This is a genomic window from Bradyrhizobium sp. USDA 336 (genome assembly GCF_044908355.1).
Taxonomy (GTDB): domain Bacteria; phylum Pseudomonadota; class Alphaproteobacteria; order Rhizobiales; family Xanthobacteraceae; genus Bradyrhizobium; species Bradyrhizobium yuanmingense.
Window position 1 is genome coordinate 7,274,019 of the sequence record NZ_JBIYDC010000002.1, and the last position, 22,375, is coordinate 7,296,393.

Annotated in this window: 18 protein-coding genes; 12 read left to right on the forward strand and 6 right to left on the reverse strand. The window is 59.1% G+C overall.

Annotated elements, in window-relative coordinates:
• The first annotated feature begins 165 nt into the window (after positions 1-165).
• Genes ABIA45_RS35090 through ABIA45_RS35140 form a run of 11 tightly spaced genes read left to right on the forward strand, consistent with a single transcriptional unit; the run spans position 166 to position 8,586 of the window.
• Positions 166-666, forward strand: coding sequence for a nodulation protein NolB (locus ABIA45_RS35090; RefSeq protein WP_162131190.1), 501 nt, complete (start codon positions 166-168; stop codon positions 664-666).
• Positions 667-674: 8 nt separating this feature from the next.
• The gene (gene sctJ, locus ABIA45_RS35095; RefSeq protein WP_275970535.1) at positions 675-1,541 is read left to right on the forward strand and encodes a type III secretion system inner membrane ring lipoprotein SctJ; all 867 of its coding nucleotides are present in this window, start codon (positions 675-677) and stop codon (positions 1,539-1,541) included.
• Positions 1,542-1,552: 11 nt separating this feature from the next.
• The gene (locus tag ABIA45_RS35100) at positions 1,553-2,185 is read left to right on the forward strand and encodes a hypothetical protein (protein ID WP_036014837.1); all 633 of its coding nucleotides are present in this window, start codon (positions 1,553-1,555) and stop codon (positions 2,183-2,185) included.
• On the forward strand, positions 2,182-2,802 hold the full coding sequence (gene sctL, locus ABIA45_RS35105; RefSeq protein ID WP_036014835.1) for a type III secretion system stator protein SctL: 621 nt from the start codon (positions 2,182-2,184) through the stop codon (positions 2,800-2,802). The genes ABIA45_RS35100 and sctL overlap by 4 nt, the downstream gene beginning before the upstream one ends.
• Complete coding sequence (gene sctN / locus ABIA45_RS35110; RefSeq protein ID WP_036014832.1) at positions 2,799-4,154, forward strand: type III secretion system ATPase SctN; 1,356 nt, start codon at positions 2,799-2,801, stop codon at positions 4,152-4,154. The genes sctL and sctN overlap by 4 nt, the downstream gene beginning before the upstream one ends.
• Positions 4,130-4,666 carry a hypothetical protein gene (locus tag ABIA45_RS35115; RefSeq protein WP_036014830.1) on the forward strand — a complete coding sequence of 179 codons (537 nt, stop codon included), beginning with the start codon at positions 4,130-4,132 and terminating at the stop codon, positions 4,664-4,666. Before sctN ends, ABIA45_RS35115 begins: the two co-directional genes overlap by 25 nt.
• Positions 4,663-5,784: a type III secretion system cytoplasmic ring protein SctQ gene (gene sctQ, locus ABIA45_RS35120; protein ID WP_036014828.1), complete on the forward strand. Its 1,122-nt coding sequence runs from the start codon at positions 4,663-4,665 to the stop codon at positions 5,782-5,784. Before ABIA45_RS35115 ends, sctQ begins: the two co-directional genes overlap by 4 nt.
• The gene (gene sctR / locus ABIA45_RS35125) at positions 5,777-6,442 is read left to right on the forward strand and encodes a type III secretion system export apparatus subunit SctR (protein ID WP_036014825.1); all 666 of its coding nucleotides are present in this window, start codon (positions 5,777-5,779) and stop codon (positions 6,440-6,442) included. The genes sctQ and sctR overlap by 8 nt, the downstream gene beginning before the upstream one ends.
• A gap of 2 nt (positions 6,443-6,444) precedes the next feature.
• Positions 6,445-6,720: an EscS/YscS/HrcS family type III secretion system export apparatus protein gene (locus ABIA45_RS35130; protein ID WP_036014823.1), complete on the forward strand. Its 276-nt coding sequence runs from the start codon at positions 6,445-6,447 to the stop codon at positions 6,718-6,720.
• 10 nt (positions 6,721-6,730) lie between these two features.
• Positions 6,731-7,552, forward strand: a complete 822-nt coding sequence (sctT, locus tag ABIA45_RS35135; RefSeq protein WP_036014821.1) for a type III secretion system export apparatus subunit SctT — start codon at positions 6,731-6,733, stop codon at positions 7,550-7,552.
• Complete coding sequence (locus ABIA45_RS35140) at positions 7,549-8,586, forward strand: EscU/YscU/HrcU family type III secretion system export apparatus switch protein (RefSeq protein ID WP_036014818.1); 1,038 nt, start codon at positions 7,549-7,551, stop codon at positions 8,584-8,586. Before sctT ends, ABIA45_RS35140 begins: the two co-directional genes overlap by 4 nt.
• A gap of 329 nt (positions 8,587-8,915) precedes the next feature.
• On the opposite strand, the gene ABIA45_RS35145 is transcribed toward ABIA45_RS35140, so the two are convergent.
• The 5 genes from ABIA45_RS35145 to ABIA45_RS35165 form a co-directional block, all read right to left on the reverse strand.
• On the reverse strand, positions 8,916-11,237 hold the full coding sequence (locus ABIA45_RS35145; RefSeq protein ID WP_225124631.1) for a hypothetical protein: 2,322 nt from the start codon (positions 11,235-11,237) through the stop codon (positions 8,916-8,918).
• Between the two features lie 1,008 nt (positions 11,238-12,245).
• A complete protein-coding gene (locus tag ABIA45_RS35150) occupies positions 12,246-12,908 on the reverse strand; it encodes a CpaD family pilus assembly lipoprotein (RefSeq protein ID WP_036014814.1) in 663 nt (220 codons plus the stop codon).
• Between the two features lie 10 nt (positions 12,909-12,918).
• Positions 12,919-14,373, reverse strand: coding sequence for a type II and III secretion system protein family protein (locus ABIA45_RS35155; RefSeq protein WP_036014812.1), 1,455 nt, complete (start codon positions 14,371-14,373; stop codon positions 12,919-12,921).
• A 27-nt stretch (positions 14,374-14,400) separates the two neighbouring features.
• Positions 14,401-15,090, reverse strand: coding sequence for a response regulator transcription factor (locus ABIA45_RS35160; protein ID WP_036014804.1), 690 nt, complete (start codon positions 15,088-15,090; stop codon positions 14,401-14,403).
• A 2,046-nt stretch (positions 15,091-17,136) separates the two neighbouring features.
• Positions 17,137-18,114: a hypothetical protein gene (locus tag ABIA45_RS35165; protein WP_244431449.1), complete on the reverse strand. Its 978-nt coding sequence runs from the start codon at positions 18,112-18,114 to the stop codon at positions 17,137-17,139.
• A 717-nt stretch (positions 18,115-18,831) separates the two neighbouring features.
• Here ABIA45_RS35165 and ABIA45_RS35170 point away from each other — a divergent pair.
• Positions 18,832-19,248 carry a VirK family protein gene (locus tag ABIA45_RS35170; protein WP_225157469.1) on the forward strand — a complete coding sequence of 139 codons (417 nt, stop codon included), beginning with the start codon at positions 18,832-18,834 and terminating at the stop codon, positions 19,246-19,248.
• A 990-nt stretch (positions 19,249-20,238) separates the two neighbouring features.
• On the opposite strand, the gene ABIA45_RS35175 is transcribed toward ABIA45_RS35170, so the two are convergent.
• On the reverse strand, positions 20,239-21,144 hold the full coding sequence (locus ABIA45_RS35175) for a hypothetical protein (protein ID WP_036043235.1): 906 nt from the start codon (positions 21,142-21,144) through the stop codon (positions 20,239-20,241).
• Positions 21,145-22,375: the final 1,231 nt, after the last annotated feature.

A 22,375-nucleotide genomic window follows, 5' to 3' on the forward strand; every position in this document is an offset into this window, starting at 1 on the left:
TCATCAAGTTGGAGTTTGGTCCTAGCTCTGAAAGCGAAAAGTGATCTTTAGATGACGTAGTCAGACCGATCTCCGTCAGGTTTTCGTCAGCTCGCCAGCCTATGAACTTGATCGGTTCATCGGTTAACGCCTAGGTCTCACCACACGAGCACAATGACTCATTCCATGTTGTTAGGCGCAGCGCCGATCTCTCCCAGTTCTGCCGACTGTCTTTCCAGTGCCTGCTCGCCCGCAGCTGCTGGCGAGCAGGCGGGCTTTGAGCAGTCCCTAGCGCAAGTATCTGCAAATCAGGGATCTGCTCTCCCGCCTGCGGATCGGCCCGTAGCGGCTTCGCCGATATTGGAGGTCCAGCGCACGAATGTGCTGGCAAGTCCGCCGGGTGACCGAATCCTCCAAACCCTTTCCAGTATGTACCAGGGCCGCGCCGTTCCTCCGGCGGTTGCGTCGGCTGCCGTGACTAATGTGCAGCCTGGACCGGCTACGCAGCCGCTTTTGCAGACGGATAACGTCGGTGCACATGTGGATGTTAAACCGGTTGGAGCCGATTTTGAGTCGATGATGACGAATCTGCGAGACGTATACAGGGACGTTATTCAGGTTTCCCTCGTCTCTAAGGGCACCAGCGCTGTCAGCTCGTCGCTAAACAAGCTGCTATCGGCCGGCTGAGTAAGCTGATGACTGGCGATATGAAGAGGGCTAGCTGTGGCGGCCGTCAATCGTGGCGGCGGCTTCGCATGTGTCTCGCGATGCCCCTTCTCCTCTCGCTGATCGGCTGTAAGGCTGATCTCTACACCAAAATTCAGGAGCGCGAGGCTAATGAGATGCTCGCGCTTCTCCTTAGCAAGGGCGTTGATGCTGTCCGTGTTGTCGCCAAGGACGGGACCAGTACAATCCAGGTCGAGGAAAAGCAGCTCGCTTATTCGATTGACCTGCTAAATGTCGAGGGGTTGCCGCGCCAATCCTTCAAGAATCTCGGCGAGGTGTTCAAGGGATCGGGCCTCGTTGCCTCGCCGATCGAGGAGCGGGCACGTTACGTTTATGCTCTAAGCGAAGAATTGTCGCGCACGATCAGCGATATAGATGGCGTCCTTTCAGCACGCGTCCACGTCGTTCTGCCGAAGAACGACTTGTTGCGACAAGATGCGACCCCGTCCTCCGCCTCGGTCTTCATTCGCCATGGCTCCAGCGCGAAGCTCTCGGCACTGTTGCCGCAGATCAAGATGCTCGTCGCAAACAGCATTGAAGGCCTGTCCTATGACAAGGTCGCGGTCGTCTTCGTGCCGGTCGAGCGCGCTCCAATCGAGCAGTCCGCCGCGCCGGTAGTTCCTGCGGCTCAGTCAGCAAGAGCGGGCTCAGCCCCGTTACTTGCGCTTGCTGTGGGAGGCGCCGGAGCGCTATTCGGCATCGTATCTTGCGTATTGCTGGGCCCGCGCATGCGTCAGTTTGGACGATCATCGCGCAACCTGAGCGTGTTTGGTAGGGGCTCGCGTGTGTCTGCTGAGCAGGAGTCGGACAAAAAGTTGATTGCTGATGCGACATAGTCTGGACGCTCATGTCGGCATCAATGTCATCCACAAAACCCAATCGTTCGTTCACGCTCCCAGCCGATCGGCTGCGCGAGCTCGCTGCCTCGGTCGATCCCGGTCGTTTTGCTGGGCTTCTTGACCCGCTGCTTTCGCCTTCCACGTTGGCTCGGCTACAGCAGAGTTCCAGGCTGCAGCCAAGGCTCGCCGAACTGCTGCTGGGCGGCAAGGTCGAGGTGAGCTGCGCCGACTGGAACGAAGATGCTCTCCTGGGGCATGAGCCGCGGCGGGCTGCGCTGCTCGCGGGCAGCATCTGGCATGCACGCTCTATCCTCAAGCTGGTTTCCAGGCACGATCTGCCGATATTGGTGGAGTTGATCGGTGCAGAATCGCATGCTTTCGCAGTCCGGCATTTATCCAGTGCCGTCGCAACGACCCCGATCGTCGATCCAGAGCAATTGTCGCGACAGATCGAATATGACGGGCACGCTTGTCTCGGCGCCTGGCTCGAAGAGACTTCATCGGTTGGTCGTATCCGCGTGCTTCTACGCTTGCCTGTTGGGACGGCCGCCGAGAGTCCGACTGCTGAACACCGTAGCGCAGCAGGCCCGCTGCTTTCCCTCGTCGTGGCGCATTTGCGTGCAGAGGCTGCCGGAGCATGATGGCCGATGATCCCGCATCACCCGCGGCCCCGCAGATTCGGCCACTTGGACCGCTGATCCCAGCTGCGCAGCTTGAGATCTGGCACGATGCCGTACGGGCGCGAGCCGCTGCCGAGCGGCATCTGCAGCGGGTGCGCGGGTGGGCACGCCAGGCTTATGAGCGGGAAAGGGCGCGGGGCCGCGCCGAGGGTGCAAAGGCTGGCGCAGAGGAAATGGCGCGGCTGATTGCGCAGGCGACTTGTGAACTGGCCCAGCGCAAGGCAGCTCTGGAGCGGGAATTGCCGCAACTGGTCTTCGAGATCGTTCGCGATCTGCTTGGCGCGTTTGACCCGGGTGAGCTGCTGGTCCACGGCGTTCGTCATGCCATCGAGCAAAGATATAAGAACACGGAGGTTTGCCTCCACGTCTCCCCACTGAAGGCCGACCTGCTAGCCAGTGAGTTCAAGGACTATGACGGACTTGAGGGCCGGCCGAAGGTCAGGATTGAGGCGGATCCGGCCCTGAGTGCGGACCAATGTGTCTTGTGGAGCGAGTTTGGCAATGTCGATCTTGGACTTGCCGCGCAGCTGCGCGCGCTGCGTCTCGGGTTTGGCTTGTCAGAGGAAGCTGAATCGTGACCGGGCAACGAGCGACCCATGATGCCGAGGCCGCAGAAGGAAGTGTAGAGGCCGCACTCTCGTCCTTGAGATCTTCCGCCAGGCACATCGATACACGCGCCGTCCGCGGCCGGATCACGCGGGCGGTGGGCACGCTGCTGCACGCCGTCTTGCCGGAGGCCCGGGTCGGAGAGCTATGCCTATTGCAGGATCCTCGTAGCGGATGGTCGCTCGAGGCGGAGGTGATCGGCCTGTTGCCGGACGGGGTGTTACTCACGCCCATCGGGGACATGGTGGGGCTGTCCAATCGTGCGGAGGTGGTGACGACCGGGCGAATGCAGGAAGTGGCTGTCGGCCCCGGTTTGCTCGGCCGCGTCATCGACAGTTTTGGCCGACCGCTCGACGGCAAGGGCCCGATAAAAGCCGGCGAAGCCAGACCGCTGCGCGGCAGGGCGCCCAATCCGATGAAACGGCGCGGAATTGAACAGCCGTTCCCGCTAGGCGTTCGTGTCCTGGATGGCCTTCTGACATGTGGAGAAGGTCAGCGGATCGGAATCTATGGTGATGCGGGTTGCGGCAAGTCGACGCTGATGTCGCAAATTGTAAGAGGCGCGGCGGCCGACGTCACCATCGTTGCGCTGATCGGTGAGCGCGGTCGAGAGGTGCGTGAATTCATCGAACGTCATCTTGGCGAAGCCCTTCACCGTTCCGTCGTTGTGGTGGAGACCTCCGACCGTTCGGCGATGGAGCGGGCCCAATGCGCCCACATGGCGACAGCACTGGCGGAATATTTTCGTGATCAGGGCCTTCGCGTCGTTTTGATGATGGATTCTTTGACGCGCTTTAGCCGCGCCATGCGTGAAATCGGCCTCGCCGCAGGAGAGCCGCCGACCCGGCGCGGATTTCCGCCCTCCGTTTTTGCGCTGTTGCCGGGCTTGTTGGAGCGCGCCGGCATGGGCGAGCATGGCTCCATTACGGCCTTCTATACGGTGCTTGTCGAGGGTGATGGCACGGGCGATCCAATAGCGGAAGAATCACGCGGCATCCTTGATGGCCACATTATTCTGTCCCGCGCGCTGGCCTCTCGAGAGCATTTTCCGGCTATCGATGTGCTGTCTAGCCGCAGCCGTGTCATGGATGCGATCGTGTCGGTGCCGCATCGCAAGGCGGCATCCTTCTTCCGTGATCTGCTCTCACGCTACGCTGAGGCCGAGTTTTTGATCAAGGTCGGTGAATACAAGCAAGGTTCTGATCCGTTGACCGATCGAGCAATCGCCTCGATCGAGCAGCTGCGGGCCTTTTTGCGCCAGGGGCAGGGTGAGGCGTGCAGCTTTGAGGAGACGGTCGCATGGATATCGCGTCTGACGGCCTAAGTCCCGTTCACGCCTCAAAGCTGCGGCTGGTAAAGGACATGCGGGAACGAAGCGCCCTTCGTGAATTGTCCAACATGGAAGCCAAGCGCCACCTCGCGATTCAAGCTGTCCAACAAGCGTGCGAGCATCTTGCACATGCCGAAGAGCGCCGCGCAAAGGTCGAGGCGGAGCTCTATCGGGAGATGCTAGCGGCCGATGCGATATCTGTATGCGAACTGCAGCGACGCTATCATCTCATCATCGGGCGACTCACAGACGAGATCACAGCGGCGCAGTGCGTTCTTGACAAGGCCCGTGCTGCCCAAGAGCAAGCTGAGGCTGCGGCTCTTGAGGCCCGAGCCGTTTGGACCAAGCGTTCAGCGGCGAGCCAGAAATGGCGTGAGATCGATTACGACGTTCGGCGCATCACGAATGCACATTTCGAGGCTGCCGCCGAAATCGAAGCCGATGATGAAGTCTTGCTCCGCTACCGGCGAGGCCGATCAGGGCAGACGGGAGGTGAGCCAACATGATTGCAGATCCTCTCCCGCGCGAGCTAGGGGCCTGCGACGCGGAAGCCGCATCCGCGCCATATCGGCCGGCTGAACGCGCAGCCTTCACGCCGACGCTGATCCTCTCGCACGCCGTGACCTCGTGGCTTAACGAGATCGCAGCGTTGCGTGCGCCTCTGCAAACCCTCCTCGGCGAGAAGCCGCTATCTGTGCGCGTGAGCCGAACCGTCTGGCAGGCGGAGCCGGCTGCGACGTCGATGCTTGATTGCGTCTTCGAAGTAAATGGTGAAACCCTGATCCTGTCCTTGCCAGTTGCGCTTGCGGAAGCGCTGATTGGGACCGTGCAGGATGGCCTTACCTTACCTTCTGAGCCGACGCGTTCGCTGGTCCTGGAACTTGCGCTGGAACCCTTGCTTGCTCCGCTGGAAAGAATGACGCAGCGCAATCTGCAGCTTGTTCGCACCGAGGAAGCGCCGAATACGAGGCCTTATCTTGAATTTGACGTCGCCTTTGGTGAGCTCGCCAGCAAGGCGCGGCTGCTTCTATTCTCACCGCTTGACGGTCCCGTTCCGCCGGCCTTCACCGCCCTCGGCGAGCTGCTCGGCCGATTACCGCGACAGACGGCCAAGCTGCCTTCCGAACTCCCGGTCATCGTTGCAGGCCAAGTCGGTTCGCTTCGCGTCGCGATGGGCGTTCTTCGCCGAGCAGAGCAAGGCGACGCGCTGCTCCCGGACGTAATTCCACTCGCGCGAGGACAGATTATTCTCGCTGCAGACCGATTGTGGGCCCCTGCAGAGATTGGCGGCGACAGGCTGGTGCTGCGAGGACCATTCCGCTTGCGATCCCACCCCCTAACAAGTGAAGATATGATGCCCCAAAACCAGGTGCAACAGCAGCCTCCGTCAGAGGCGGATATCGACAGCATCGAGATCACACTCATATTCGAATGTGGCCGCTGGCCGATGCCCTTGGGGACCTTGCGAACCCTCAACGAAGGCCACGTGTTCGAACTTGGCCGGCCTCTGGATGGGCCGGTTGATATCCTTGCCAACGGCCAACGTATCGGCCGGGGCGACATCGTGCGGATCGGGGACGAGCTGGCCGTCAGGCTGCGCGGCAGGTTGGCGCTTAATGACTGAGGTTCAACCCAGCATCCTTGCGCTTCTTGCGATTACCGTCGGCCTTGGCCTGCTGGCCTTTGCTGTCGTGACAACGACCGCCTTTATCAAGGTCTCGGTTGTTCTCTTCCTCGTGCGCAATGCGCTGGGGACTCAATCGATACCGCCGAACATCGTCCTCTACGGAGCGGCACTGATCCTGACCGTCTTCATCAGCGCTCCGGTCTTCGAGCAGACCTATAACCGCCTTACCGATCCGCAACTTCGCTACCAAAGTTTCGATGACTGGGTGACTGCCGCCAAGGAGGGACAGGAGCCGCTCCGAGCTCATCTGAAGAAATTCACGAATGAAGAGCAACGCCGCTTCTTCCTGTCCTCAACGGAACACGTCTGGTCTGAGGACATGCGCGGCAGCGTCACGGCAGATGATTTTGCGATTCTCGTGCCGTCGTTTTTAATCTCCGAACTCAAGCGTGGATTCGAAATCGGTTTTCTTCTCTATCTTCCCTTCATCACGATCGATCTCATTGTAACGACGATTTTGATGGCCATGGGTATGTCGATGGTATCCCCCACGGTGATATCTGTCCCCTTCAAGCTCTTTTTGTTCGTCACGATCGACGGCTGGTCACGTCTCATGCACGGGCTGGTATTAAGCTACACGACCCCAGGAGGTTGACCATGAACGAAGCCAGTATCCTTACGCACCTGAGTCAATCGCTCGTGCTCTTCATGATCTGGGTTCTGCCGCCGCTGCTCGCAGCTCTCATCTCTGGACTGATCATTGGCCTCATCCAGGCGGCAACTCAGCTCCAGGATCAAACCTTGCCACTGACAGTCAAGCTTCTGGTTGTCGTCGCCGTGCTCGCCGGGTTTTCTCCCGTGCTCAGTGCTCCACTGATCGACCAGGCCGAGCACATCTTCAGCGAGTTTCCAGCACTCACCGCAAGATATTAGCAGAGCTTGGATGGCTGGCCTGTCACCCGCGGAGGCGCAAGCTCTCGTTCAGGGCACGATCGAGCTCGTCGCCGCAACCGGCCTGAGTGCGGCCCGCGCCCTCGGCATCATGCTGGTGCTTCCGGTCTTCACCCGGCCGCGCATCAGCGGTCTGGTTCGGGGAAGCCTTACGATTGCGATCGGCCTACCGTGCCTCGCTCAGATTAAGCTAGGTCTGCAGACCCTGGACCCGAACACGCGCCTAGTCAGCGTTACCATGCTTGGCCTGAAGGAGGTGTTCGTCGGTCTTATGCTCGGCATCCTGCTTAGTATTCCACTATGGAGCATACAGGCAGTCGGCGACATCATCGATACCCAACGAGGAATTTCGAGCCAAGTTGCGGGGGAGGATCCCGCGACGCACAGCCAAGCGTCCGGGACCGGGCTTTTTCTCGGCGTTACGGCAGTTACGATCTTCGTACTCGTCGGCGGGCTGCAGACCATGGTGAGCGGCCTTTATGGCAGCTACCTAGTGTGGCCTGTCTATCAGTTTCTGCCTGCCGTGACAGCGCAGGGTGCAATGGAATGTCTGGCCCTTCTCGATCGCATCATGATGACGACCTTGTTAGTTGCCGGGCCGGTGCTGGCCCTGCTGCTGCTGGTCGATGTCTCAGTCATGATACTCGGCCGTTTTGCATCTCAGCTCAAGCTGAACGATCTCTCCCCAATGATCAAGAATCTTGCATTCGGGGTCATCATGGTTAGCTACGCCGTCTATCTGCTTGAATACGCCGGAGCTGAAATCCTGACCTCGAACAACATGCTTGAGTATCTGAAGAAGCTGTTGAAATGAGCTCTACAAGTGAGGAGAAAAAGCTTCCTCCGACGCCCAAGAAGCTGCGTGATGCCCGCAAGAAGGGGCAGAGCGCCCGCAGCTCGGATCTGGTGAGCGGCGTCAGCGCCTGTGCCGGTTTCGGCTGCCTGTGGTGGCGAGCGGGTGCGATCAAGGACAAGTGGCAAGAGACGGTCCAACTGGTCGATAAATTGCAGGAGCAGCCGTTCACAAACGCAGTGCCACAAGCGCTCAGCGGCTTGCTAGAACTTTCGATTGCCACCGTCGCTCCGTTGCTCGCTGCTGCCGTCACAGCAGCTCTTCTCGCCAATGTCCTGGCCAATGGCGGCTTTATGTTTGCTTCGGAGCCGCTCAAGCCGAAGCTCGAGAAACTGGATCCAATCAAAGGCTTGAAACGCATCGCCTCGAAACGTTCGGCCATCGAGCTTGGCAAGACACTGGCTAAAGTGGTTTTGCTTAGTGCGACTTTCTTTCTCACGGTGACCGCCAGCTGGAAAGCGCTGGTGTACCTGCCAGTCTGCGGGATGAGCTGTTTTGGCTTCGTTTTCACCGAGGTTAAATTGCTGACTGGGATTGCCGCTGGAGCTTTTCTGGTCGGCGGATTGGCTGACCTCCTAATCCAGCGCTGGCTATTTATGCAGGACATGCGCATGACTGAAACCGAGGCCAAGCGGGAGAACAAGGAACAGCAGGGCAATCCGCAGGTGAAGCGTGAGCACCGGCGTCTGCGACAAGAGTCGGCCAACGAGGCTCCGCTCGGCATCAGTCGGGCCACGTTGATATTGCGGGGATCGGCAACGTTGATTGGGCTGCGCTATGTTCGCGGCGAGACCGGCGTGCCGGTCTTGGTCTGCCGTGGCGAGGGCGAAGCTGCTTCACAGCTGCTTGGTGAGGCGCGCGCGCTGCGCCTCAACATTGTGGATGACGATGTCCTGACGCGTCAGCTGCTCGGCCAAGCAAAGCTCGGCAACCCGGTTCCCTCGCAATATTTCGAGTCGGTCGCAAAAGCACTCTATGCGGCGGGGCTAGTCTAGATCATCCTGTCCTGACGCTGCGATCTGCAGAGTGCGCCCAACGGACGCTGGGATCTTGCGCGACGGGCCGACAGGCTCGCCCAGATAGCCTCTGGGCCACGGCTCGCCGACCGGATCACTGGATCAGCTGCGGCGCCAAGCGCAACAACTTGTTCGCCGATTTCGAGTTGCTTTCCGCGCCTGCACCCTCGAGGACGTCGACTTGTACGGCAGCTAGAGGGGCTGCCACTCGGATGACTCGGTACTGCTGATCATCAACTAGGACGGCTCCCATCTGGAGCACGCTCTCAGCGGGCCTGTGGTGCCGACGAGCCGCTCGTTCAGCCAAATTATGGCCGATGGAACAGAAGAACGCCGCCTCCCGCTAGGCTTTCGGCCGTGTAGCGCTGACCGTGGATCAAAAACATGGTCATTGGGACGTCGCGGCTCGGCAGAAGGCCAAGGATCTGCAATATGTCGATCACGGCAGGCGAAGCCTCTTGGGGGCCGTGCGTCCAGTCGTCGCCCAACAACTCTCCCAGTTCAGGCACTTGGGGGAAGGGTTGATGGCCTGAAGCCGGTGCGGCAGACGGCAGGGAAAGGCTTTGTGCCAGTGCCGAGGGAGGGTCCTCACGCCATTCGAAAGGTGCCGGCGAATCAAAGCCGGCGGGAAGACCGCCGTAAATATCCGAGGAAGTCCTCGGTGCCGAAGGCGTAGCTTCACCCGGCGAAGCGGGCCGAGGGTGATGAATGAGCTGAACATCCTTGGGGCCTTCCGGTCCCAAGATAGCGGTGTAGCGTTCGCCGCCGATTTCGTAGTTCATGATTGGATGTTTCGCAACAGGCAAGAAGTCCCAATCCCCCAAGGTGGACAGCATCATGTCGGGGGCCAGCTGGGTGCGATGGGAAAAATTCTCGGGAACGGCGAAGGAAACATCAAACGTATCGCCGACAGCGGGCGACCGCAGATGGACGAGCCGAACATCATTGAGCCCTCCCGGTCCCAAGACGGCGATATAGCGTTCACCGCGAATGTCGTAGGTCTTTATCCGCTGTGCTGCATCCGGCAGGAGGCCCCAGCGGCGAAGCGTGTGCATCATATTGGGCGCGGCCTGGGTGCCGTGCGAGAAATCCTCGGGAACGCTCAAAGACGCATCAAAGGCGTCGCCGGCTGCCGCGAACGTCTGCTCAAGCGTGGTCTGGGCCGCAGCGCCTTGGTCCATCATCCGTCTAGGGTGATCTTCAGAGGCGGAATTCGGCTGCCGCGAGCTCGGCTGCCAAGTCGCGGCATCGAAAAGTGCTTCCTGAGCGATACCTTGCACCGGCGAGGGGATGGTTGGAGTCATCGTTGGCCAAGGCCCCGGTGCATCGAAGGCCGGGGCCGGCAAGAGGTTCTCGCGATCCGCGGCATCGAAAAGCTCTTCCTGAGCGACACTTTGAACCGGCGAGGGGATGGTTAGACTCATCGTTGGCCAAGGCACCGGCTTGAAGGGTGGGACCAACAAGAGGTTCTCGCGATCCGCGGCATCGAAAAGCTCTTCCTGAGAGACACTTTGCACGGGCGAGGGGATTGTTAGATTCATCATTGGCCAAGGCGCCGGTGCATCGAAGGCCGGGGTGGGCAAGAGGTTCTCGCGATCCGCGGCATCGAAGAGCTCTTCCTGAGCGATACCTTGCACCGGGGAGGGGATGGTTGGACTCATCGTTGGCCAAGGCACCGGTGCATCGAAGGTCGACGCTGGCACGAGGTTCTCGCGATCCGCTGCATCGAAAAGCTCGTCCTGGGCGACACTTTGTATAGGAGAATGGGCCGCTAAACCCAATGCATGCCTGACCTGCGGAACATCGAACCCGGGCGGCAATGAGCCGCCCCCATCCGCGACGCTCCCCATCGCGTGCCCATCGGCCGGGGGCATGGGCGAGGGCGCGGACGGCTGAATGACCTGACGCGAGCTGCCTCCTTCCCCGCCTAAATTGTTCTGCAGGGTAGTCGCGCGATAATCCCGAAGGCCGTTCAAGGCGGCGACGAGCGTCTTGTCCTTTGGAAACAACTTATCTGCGTGGCCAAGCAGTCTATCATCACTGAGCTCGGCCATGGACAAGGGTCGGAGCGCTACCGCCAACTTCCGCAGATGGCTCGCATAGCTCTCGGCCGTTCTCTTGCCGATCCGTCGACCAAAACCCGCGTTGGCGGCCTTCCTGATGAGCCTCTCATCTTCCCTGGAAGGACGATAATGTGTTGAGATGGGGCCAGCGTCGGCGTCAGGATCGCGGTACTGACTGACCATTGACAATGCTGGGGCGATGACCTTATCGCCTGGCAGCAGCTTCTTAGCGTAACCGGCCAACGTATCGTCATCCAGCCCAGAGATTGATTTGCCAGACTTCTTCAGTGCGTCGGCCAATTTGCGAAGCCGACGATCATAAATTTCGACGGTGGTTTTACTCGGCGGTGGCCCTCGATCGAGAGCAGCGGCCGATGCCGCCTGGATGAGGCGATCGTCTTCGTCAGTGACATCATACAATGCCGCGTGAGGATATACGGGGCCCGCCTCTCGCGCGCCTGCCAGGTGCTGCTCAAACGCAACATGCGGCTGTTGCGGCTGTTCCACGCTGCCATCTGACGCAGTGGACTCTCTATCGGCTGGGTTGATCGTGTTGAATCGGTCCATGGTCAGTCCGCTGGCATCGCTTTTTCGTTATTTCGCTACTCACGTTAGCTTTCCAAAATCTGACGGGGCCCGGCGGAAAGGTAGAATGACATGTGAATGATGGCCGGCGTGCGCTGTAGCATCGCTCGAGCAGGCAAAAGAAAGCGCCGGATGAAAAACAGCGTCTTCAACTGAAGTGTTGAGCTGAAATGGTGGTGTGATGCGCCACAGCGTTCGCGATCGTCTTGATCTTCAGATCTCGGTCCCTTCACGGCGCTATGATCGTGAGGACCGGGCCATCCGGGGGCTTTCGATTACTCGGAGGTCGGGCGTGAGGCGGCGACGGGGCGCTCGCTCCTTGAACCAACGAGATATCGGTATGGGCGGCACCAGAATTGAGCGCACTCTTGCGCGTTCCTGACCAGCATTCCCAGGAACGCGCGCCTGAAGCCGCGTGCATTCAGGCACCCAGGACAAACCATGTTATTGTTCGCTTAATCCGATGTGCCTCCTACATAGCGTCCAGCGCGGGGCAACTGTGGTACTCGCGCAAGAGGGCATTGCATTGATCGGATAGGACGACGATGATGCAGACCTGCTGCCGAGCGCGTTACTGAACTGGAGCCACAAATGGGTGCTCCATAGCCATAACGGCGCGGAGCCAAACGACCGACGTGGTCGCCACGCCTAAGTCACCCTCTTGGAGACGCCCCATAGATCGTAGGCTCGGTCTTCCGCCCTCGATCTCGCTTAGGCACGTCCGGTCACGGTTTAACTGTCGAAGCGCTCAGGGTGGTGATGGCGGCCTTGTTGAGCACGCGCACGCCACGTGGAATTTCTGGACGAAATCCATTGGTGCGGGTGAACAAGATCCGCCATCCGTTCTCGCTGAAAGCTGTGCAGCACGTTGCGCTTGATCGTCACCGCTCCCGAAACATAGCGCGGGTTTGTGTGTCACGATCGAGCCGCCTCTCCTTGCTAGCCACATGGCAGCAGCGATTGTGATTTCCGGACATTCGCCAAAAATCGCTATCGGAGCGGCTGCACATTCGGTTCTGTCGTTCCCGCCGCGTTCGGGGCTGCCGTACCTGCCCCATCTTCTCTGTTGCTCTTGTTACGCGGGGCGAAGGTACCGTAGTTGGCCAGAGGAATGGCGGCGCGATCGCCATTACTTGTGATGACAGACCGATTATCCAGCAAGTCGAGCGGATCGTTTACCATAACTGCCAGATTGTTTTTGGTCGAGCAACCAAGCGTGGGTTCGAACGAATTGTCGTTCACGGCTGGTCCGACGATCAAAAGCGACGGACAGATCGGAGGATGGGCATCAAAGGTGATCGCCTCGATCCTCACGCCGAAATGGGGCGGTAAATCGACGGGGGAAGCGGACAGGCGGATGTTATAAGGTGAAACGCCCATGGCGCGGGCCTCGTGCGCCACTTGGGCAAGGAGCCTGGGTGAGCCGGTGGCATCCACATGGAGCGCATCCCGCCGGCCGCCACTGGCGTTCGCGATAAAGCTCCGCAGTTGACGCTTTTCGGAGCCACGCAGGCTCCGCAGGAACAAGATACGTTTCTTCTGCTCGACCTGTATTGCTTGTTCAGCCGGCCCGAGATGGATCGAGGCACTATTTGCACAGCCACCCAATGTTGCTCCTATAGCGATCAAGTGACACAAATGTCGCAAGGTCATATGACGATCCTCATTCGATGATAAAGCCGGCACTGCCGGTCAATCCTGGTGCGCTGGTGCGAGGAGCATCGCGGTCTCGCGGAGGCCGGGCCACCGTGTTCGTCAAAATGCGCCCCGCGTCTGAGGGCGGTGAGATGCGATCGCTCGGCGCACTCATCTTGTTCGGGTTCGATGCCGGCCGCACGATGTACGGCGTGACAATAATGACCAGCTCGGTTTCACGTTTTTGAAACGATGAAGAGCGAAACAGCGCACCGAGGATCGGCACATCGCCGAGCCAGGGAAACTCGCCGATATCAGTGTTGAAGTTGCGCCTGATGAGGCCGCCGATTGCAAAGCTCTGACCGCTGGCAAGCTCCACAACGGTGCTCGCGCGCCGCGTCGAGAGTGCAGGGACCGCCATGCCATTGATTTTGACTTCGCCTTGGCTCGACAGTTCACTGACTTCGGGCTTCACACGTATATTGATCTGATTGTTGCTAAGCACAGTTGGGACGAATTCCAGGCTGACGCCGAACTGCCGGAATTGGACGGAAACCTGTCGATTGTCCTGCATGACCGGAATGGGAAATTCCCCGCCGGCGAGAAAGCTTGCGGCTTCGCCGGACATCGCCGTCAGATTCGGCTCAGCCAGGATAGAGGCGAGGTGCTCGCTCGCGAGAGCGTCGAGAACAGCGCTGAGATTGGTATTGCCGGCACTAAACCCGATTCCGATCGTGCCGCCGCCGCCGGCCGCGCCGGACCCGCCCCCTTTTCCCGTAATAAGGAAAGCGCCGTTTGGGCCGGAGGCGGTGAAGTTGATATTGAGATCCTTGACGGCGCTGCGGGAGACTTCTGCCACCCGTACGCTGAGATTCACCTGCAACGAGCCAGCCACCTGGATCTTGTTGGCAACCAGCGCGCCCGCCCCAAGAAACTGCTCAGTGACCTTCCTGGCGTTCTCGACGACATCGGCAGTGGGCGCGGTCCCGCTAAGAATCGCGCCCCGGGGAGTATAGCTGACCTGTATCGGATAGTCGCCGACCTCAGCCCTTAGCGCGGCCCGCAGATCCTCGATCGGTTGGGTAACGACAATACGCAGCTCAGCCAGAGCCTCTCCCTTGTCGTTCAGGGCGAACAGGCTGGTCCGTCCCGCCTTTTTGCCAAAGACGAAGATCGTGGTGTTTGAGGGCGCCTGATAGTCCGCAATCGCCGGGTCGGCGACAAAAATGCTCGCAGCCGGTCCGGTCAGATGAACTGTCTTGCCCTGTGAGGAAGTAAGGCTGAGCGTGCCGGTGGTGCTGCCAGACGCCGCGCGTGGCTGTTCTGCTGTGCCATCTCGCTTTGTCTGAGCTGTGGCAGCAAACGGAAATAACAGAGCGACTGCGCACAGGGTGTACCAGAGGCGGCGAAAAGTGGCACAGTGCGAGCGGCCTGCCACCATGGACGGCTCGTCAGCGCCGGCGGCATTGTTAACGATGTTCAAGGGAGTGTCGCTTTCAAGTTCGATCGGCTAGGCAGCCGAGGCTGCGCCAATGAGTTCAAGGGTGTAACCGACACCGCGCGCGGTCTTGATCCTGAGCGTTGCACCCGCCTGGCTCAAATGCGTGCGCAAGCGATAGATCCCGACTTCCAGCGCATTGGTCGAGACCTCGTCGTCAAATGTATACAAGCTATCTTCGAGCGATGCGCGCGGCACGGTACGCCCCGCGCGATTGAGCAGATGTTCAAGAATGCACACTTCACGGCGCGCAATTCTGAGGAGTCGACCACCAACCGAGACTTGTCGCGCGATCGGATCGAAATGCAGATTCCCGAATGTCACGACCGGCGCCGTCATTTGCGTTGACCGTCGCAGAATCGCTCGCATGCGAGCAATGAGTTCGTCGGTAGCCACGGGCTTAGGCAGAAAATCATCCGCGCCCGCATTAAAAATCGCAATCCGCCGGCCGAGATCATTGAGACTGCTCATCATCATGGTGGGCATTGACCGTCCCTCGCGCCGCAACTGCTTCAGCCAGTCCAATCCGTCTCCATCGGGCAAAGTCGATTCGAGCAGGACCATGTGGTAGTTCGCGCAATCGAGCGCGGCCGCCGCCTCATCCAGCGTGCGTGTTACGTCAACGGCGAAGCCGCAACCTAACAGCACTTCCTTCACGTGGCGGGCAAAGTCCGCATGGTGATCAACCAGGAGAATTCGCATTTCATTGCCTCTCGTCCATCCACGAAGATCTGAGCGCGTCACGATTGAGCATGGGGCTCGATGGAACTGAGAGGAGGCTGGACTGGCGTGAGTTTGGACAGCCCGAAACGAAAGGGCGGAGCATGTTGACTGGCGATCAATATCTGCGGGTCGATTGTTGGCGGATGGACCACGGACCGCTGCGGCCTGCTTACGGCGTGGGCGCCGCTCAACATGCCCCTCATGCCAGATCTGATTTTGTTTAAGAGGGTGACAGCCGCGGCAGCCCGCTGACGCGTCCGTGGGCCGATCACGGCCGTTCTTGCACGCACTGACCCGGCCCCCGCAGTACGAATAGCGCCGAGCCGCGCAAGCGAAACCCAAGCGCGGGAGACGATCGGATTTGTGGCTGAACAGATGAGCGAAACCGACATGGAAACTCCCCAATTCGTCTTGGTCTGCGGCCAGTCTTGCTGGGCTGTCGAGCCTGTCGTGTCGTGAAGTCACGACAGTGCAAGTCTTTCCGGTATTCAAGGACACATCACGCGAGGCATCTGGCCACTGGCTTCACAGGCCGAGATGCACGCCGAAACGATCAATGCCCATCGCGGCCGGAAGAGCACCCTCTCGCTCGCAATTGTTCGCACGCAAGGTGTCAACCCTGCTGAAGTTCTGACGCGCCCGAGGTCCCTGCACATGTCGTAGCCCAGCGAAAGCTGCGAGCGATTGCAGGACCGAGCTCCACAGTTTTGCGATCGCGCATAGATCCCAGTGCCTACACCAGAACCACTTCGCCTCACGGAGTGCACAGCGCCATGATCGGATCTCGATTTCGGAGTTGGAGTGTGCCCCGCAAGGCCGAGATAGCGGCCGCCAGCGTTCTTCTCGGACGGCGCATCTTGATTCGCTTGGGATAGGATCGGCGCTGCGTCCTTCGATCTCCACATAGGCGGTGTGGGACGCTGGCCCTGGAGAGGAGCTATTCAGCAGCATGATTGGGCGGCGCAGCGGAGCATTGTTCTTTTGAGACGTTCGCAATTCTTGCTACCTGTCAGGAAGAGTTCACGCGAGCGGGGTCGGTGTCGCGACTGTCAGAAATCCTACAATCTGACGCTAGGTGAGGTTCAAGTGCTTTTGACCGCTGGTCCGTAGCGGTGCTCTCGAACTCGCAAGGAGTCTTTAGCCACGACGACACGTCCTAACCAAACTATCGAGTTGCGCGTAGCGCGCGTCCCTCTCCTTAATGTCGTGAGCATTTCGTCGGTCCAATCAAAGCGTAGCTTGAGCCAAAGGCGATGGCAGTGTGTGAAGGCGGTCGTCTTTGCTGGCCCTTTAAGTGTGACGTCGCTGTCGAGCGGTCGACCTTGTGCGTGCGAATTCAGCAGGGAGACAGTGGCGCCCCGTGATGCTTCTATGCGAGGCGCAGGAGCTAACCTATGGGATGCAGGCGCCGGAGCTCGCAAGCTGATTTGATCGGCAAGGGACTGGAAGAATTGCGAAACGACATTCTTGAATGCTGCCTCCATACATCACGATCGACTATGGAGCTTTTAGGCAAGATCGGCAAAATCGATTCTTTTGATGGAACGCATCCAGGTAGCGAATAGACAATTGTGCGACGGCACGGCTTGCCGCGTGAGCGAGACTCTATTGAGTTGGTCTTTGATGCGATCGCGTTCGAGCTCTTGCGATTGATCGCACCATCAATGGCAGGTCGAGCTGCGGAAACGATCGATGCGCGGCTTTAGTGGCTCACCTCATCTGAACTTTCTTCCAAATGTGTCGGCGGCGGCTGGGTCGATGCGAGGAGGCCGCAGCACCCGAACGAGGCCGGGCAAGAACAAACAATGGCACGAGTGCGTCCTCCGCCACACTATCGGGTACCTCTTTGGGATGTGGGCGCCCCTCCGTCCCTCGCGCGGGTCAAGGGATAGGTATCAGAGCCTGTGGCCAAGCCATTATCGTTGTTCCTGAAGCGGGCTCGCTGGGACGACCCTTCCTTCCGGTGGTCATCTAGTCAGCATTAAGGGACCTACGAGCATGGCGCAGTCGCCAGTTGACTGATCGTTACTCTCCAGTCTTCCGCTTGAAGGGATTGTCTTTACTGGCGACTCGATAGCTTTCCAAATTGCCGCCCAGGAACAAGCGCTCTGTCTCACTAGTTGGCGTTCTGCCAAGCGAACACATCAAATCCACATCCGCATCGATGTTGTCGCTATCCTCCACATTCATTGCAAGGCCAATACTGCTCAGTACGTCGTCGGGCGTCCAGACCGCAGACTTCGGCACGACGTAGGTATGCAGCTTGTCGGCATTGTTTGCAATCGCTCTCGCCCAGTGGTCTCGGGAGACGCTGAGTTTCGAAGGGTCTTCGACCAACGACACGAATGGAGAAGCGGTCTTACCGCGCATATGCCATCCAGCCTGGCGTGCCAGGTCCAGGGGATATCGCTCCAGAGGATCTCCAATGGAAGAATGATCTCGCGCCGTGTTACGGACGTGTGATATTGCAGATGTGGTGTCTTCCGTGCGCGGTTTGCAATCGCTGTCCTGGTTCTGGAAACGATGCAGCTTGAGATATGTCGATGCCGCTATATTGTCGAAAATGCGATCCCGGTCGACACCGTTGTCCCTCGCTAGCGCCCATCGCGCTGATTGCTTTTCGGCGAGGGCGATCTCGTTCTTGAGCTCTTGAAGCGTGGCGCCCATTAGCGTTGCCGCAAGCTGGGCGCGCGCGCTGACAAATGATGGGGCTGGATAGCGACTGCTTTCCGAGGCCGCCGCGCCTGGCGCAGACGAGGAGCTGGCGGCGGCGGAATTTGCCGCTATGGGGACTGAAGCCGAGGTTGGGTAGACCGAATCGACGTCGTCTGGATTCAAGTCATTCAGCTGCTGCTCGAAGCTTGCTTGATCGTCTGAATTGGGCGCCGGTGCGCCGATCTGGGTGTTAAGCTCGTCCTGTGGCCCGTGGACCCGGCGCGGCTCCTCTAGCGGGTTGTAAACCTCAAAGGGAGTGTCTGCGGCATTTGCTGGATCAACATTCATCTCTCTCTCCCTTCGAAGTGCAGGCGGTCGGCGTAGATTGTTGCAGGTGCAGCTTTCGAGAAGCTGACGGACCAGGAAGGAGGTGATTTAGCTTTGGAATGAGTCGAATAGATTCAGTCAGCGAGGCGAATGGTCAGATGGACGGAAGCCGCGCGAAGCGAGGGATCATACACGGTGCTGCCTTGTGCCTTCCGGCATTGCTGTTCGATCAGGCCGAGATCGGGTCCCCTGAGTGAGCTTTTTCGGACCCCGCGTCGGGTTCGCTCCACCACCTCATTGCGGACGCTTCATCTGGGGAGACGGCCCTTGCACAGCAAGACGGACGAACTGGCGCTTGCGGCTGGTCGAATTTCTTTCGGAGATCGTCTCCTTATGCAGATGTGAGAACTGCATTATCTCGCCCGTGCGGACTGCGACGGAGAAGCGCAACCGGCTTCCGTTTTGTTGTTTCCAAGCGGAGGGCGACCCTGTGCAGATCGTTGTAGTCGACGCGCGCGAAGCTAAGCCACTTCAGCAAACCTGACCTACGAGGTTGTGATGTCGGAATAGCTATCACAGCGACTTGCGCCTCGTTGCGACAGGCTGCTTTTGTACAGACGCGAGCGCGCGTTGTGTCTGGAATCAGACAAACAGCTTGCGAGCACGACGTCTTTAAATGCGCAATCTGCGGTACTTATCGAGGGAGAAGAGCATATGAAGTTTACTGGCCGAGCACTAATGATCCTGTTGTCCTTGCTTTTGGCCGCGAGCGTGAGCGCGCCGGCGAGCGCCGATGAGCCCTCGCCGAAATACACCGAGGTGCTCAGTGCCCTCCAGGCGGGGAAGAATGTAAAGCTGATACTGGACATGAGCCGCTGTACCACCGCGGAGGGTGGCAAGCCTGCGTCGGCGACGCAGGCCGGTCTGGTCATCAATGCCTTCAGGGTGACCGTCCAGAACGGCATCAGCTTCGCCAATGCTCATCAAACCGTTGACAGCTCCGGACACGCGGTGACCGAGTACATCCGCCACAGCCTTAGCCGCGAAGGCAAGCTGACGGTGCGAGCCTCGAAACTTGTTGTCGGGACCACCGAACTGGTGAACCAGGGCGAATTCATCTGCGAACTGCCGGATGGCGCAAAGTTCATCTGGTAACGAAGAGCACAGAGCAGAGGGCCCTTCAAAGACTTGATCCTTTAATCGTGCGGGCACCTTCGCACGGATGCGGAGCCTTTCGATCGTCAGGAACGATCAGAGTGTTTCTGACGGTCGTTTCGACGGACGAGGATCAAGTTGCACGGACTTGATGCTCAGGTAACTCATGATGGCCGCCGATCTCCATTCAAATCTCAGGGATTGGAAGATCGGCGGTTCAGGCAGTCGTCGTGTGGGGTGGAGCCAAGGCTCTCAGTTGAGCGCTTCAGATGAGCTCGCCAAGGACGTCCTCACGCTGTCTACGATCATCGTAAGAATTATTTCCAAGTCGATGCAGCCGCGGGCTCGCGATGATGACACGCGAGCCTGGACCCCGAGGATGCGCTCGTATCTTTCATCCGCCTCTTTTGGGATCCTTTTACCTGAAATCTCAGTGCTGCCGAATGCAGCCACAAGGTGATTGAGCCATCCGCTTAAGATCATCTGGGCTCGCCGCTATGGGTTTGCTCACCGCTCGTAAACTGCGTTCGGGCGCAGATCTAAGCTCTCTGAGCAAACGATCTGTGGTTTCGGCAGCTTGAGCAGTTGCCCGCGGTGCCGACAAGCACCTCTTTCAGCCAGATTGCACCCAACGGAAGAGGGGAGCGCGGCCATCGGTTGGGCTGATCGCGTTGTATCGATCCATGCTGTGGTCGGCGGGCATGGCTACCGCGTTCTATTGCTACTCATCTTAGCTTCGCAAAACCTGACCTGGCCAGGCGGAAAGCTAGAATGAGCAATGATCGGCAAGGGCCGTTACAACCAGAGGATAAGTGCGGCGAACTTTTAGAGACGATACAGGTTCGGGCTGAAACTCTCATGTTTCCAAGCGCGGTACGCGGCCAGTCCGCGGCGCAGTTGGACCGGAGTATCATTCGTAGCGTGAAACGCTACCTTTGAGTTTTCCGAGCGTCGGAAAATGCAAATCACCCTTTCCGACGCCTGTACCACTCAGTCGTTTGTTCCTGACTTTTTGTATGGATTAGATGCGCTAGCGGTTCGATAGTCATCTAGGTTCCCGCCCAGAAATAGTACCTCACGCTCCTCAGTTGGGGTATCACTCACCCATGCCAGAGCGGGTTCATCATTCTCAGTCCCGTCCTCGAGAATACTGACGATGTCTTCCGCCGTCCAAGTTGTGACCCTCGGCACCGTGTAGGTGTGCAACTCATTCGCGTTTTCCGCAATTGCTTTGGCGCCATACTCGTTGTCATCGTCCGGCGAAAGGAGCAGTTGTGAGGCCTCCTCGGACAACGACACAAAAGGCGAAGAACTGGTATCTCCCCTCATGTGCTCTGCCGCTGCGCGACCCAGATCAAGTCGTTGGCCTCCCCAGATATTCCAGGGGGCGGCCTCGTAACGCAAAGCGGCCATGGAACGCAAATGGGCCATCGCGCTTTGGCGGTCCAACGCATGTGGCTTGCAATGGCTGGCGTGGTTTTGAAAGCGCTCCAGCTCCACGTATGACGATCCCACCACGTCGTCGTAAACGCGGCCACTATCGACGCGGTCGACTGATCCACTCGCTCGTGACCATCTTGCTGATCTTTGCGCAGCGAGTTCGATTTCTCTTCTGAGTTCCGCAATGTTAGCGCACGCCAGCGTTGCGGCAAGTTGAGCGCGTGTTCTGACAAAGGATGCAGCCGTGCACCTTTCATTCTCCGGGATAGCTCGCGCTTTCTTGTTACCGTCCGTTACCGTCCGGCTCGATCCAGCCCCGGGTGAAGCCAATGCTGCGAGGATTGGCTGAGACTCTCTAAGCCGCTGCTCAAAGTCTCCTTGCGCTGTCTCTTCTTGTTGCGGCTCGAGGTAATTCATCCGAGCCTCGGATCGGTTGACGTCCTCAAATGGGTCCATGTCGGTCTCCCTTTGGTAGCCTTGTCACTATCATTCGTACGAAGTTGATCCGATAAGGATCAGAACCGAGACGCCCGCAATGTCGATAAAAGCGCACCGGCTCCGGTTCTCGAACCGATCGGTGTGTTGAGGGCGTACGGGTCGGACTGACTGCCGATCCAAGTCATTCTTCTGTTCCAGAGTTTGGGCCATCAAGTCGGCCTGCTGTCCGGATAAAGATGCTGCCATGCTAGAAGGCTTAGCTGTCGAACAGCTGACCAGACTCATTGCTTGAAGAAAACGCGGGTTCCTTTCCGACTACCCCCGCGAGCTGTTGTTCATTGCGGAGCAGAGTTTGTGAGATACGGCCATCGTCACTATCCGCTCCACGGCAGGGCCGTGTGAAGGTCCGGGGAGAAGCAGCGCGGCGGAAGCGCTGCTATCGGTGAGCTTGAGCGGCGTGGAGAAGTATGCCTGGGCCAGCTTGCATCGGCTCCGAGTGGATCTCCTTGAAATGCTCGTCAAGATGCTAGCTGGATCCGAACAGCTGAGTCTGGCCGCAGCCGTCAGGCTTGTGTCCGGGCCGGGGTGGCGTGAAGCTCATTGTCCTCTGTTAGGACTGCTGATGCGAGGCGTCGCGTGGGTGCGCCGGGCGCTGGTCGCAAAAAAAAAGAGCCGGGCGTGCGACTCCGATCCAGGCATCCGCAACACACGGGTAGTGGCCAAACTCAACATTAGAAGGCTGTACGGCCGCGAAACGTTGAACTGCCAACCAGACTTGGCTGGGCCACAAACGATTCGGGCGCATAGAACCCGCGGCGGCAAAGAATGGCGCACGGGCGCCTCAGTTCGGAAAAGAAAAACGGGGCGTTGACGTTTGCAGCCGATGCGCCACACAATGCACGACAACGTTGGTCGCGCCTTACGAACATATCGCCGCACAAGCCTTTGGTGTGACCTGTAGGCGCAGGGCAATTTCCGCGCTCCGTCGTATCGGCCCCTCCTTCCCATCTCCGAGCCCCGGCGCGTTTCCGGTCAAAGTAGCGATAGATCCCAGGCACCGACGCATGAAAATTGATAGCATCAGTCTTCCTGGGTCGATCCAAAACGACCAGCCGGGATGGCCGAAGGAAGCAGCTCTTGGCGCTCGCGGGCTGCACTCCTGTTGCTAACGGCAGGACGGTGATGACTTAGGTCGGAACGCCGGGGCTGCGGTCGTCCTCCATGCTGGCGCGGAGCGTGTCGTCCCTGA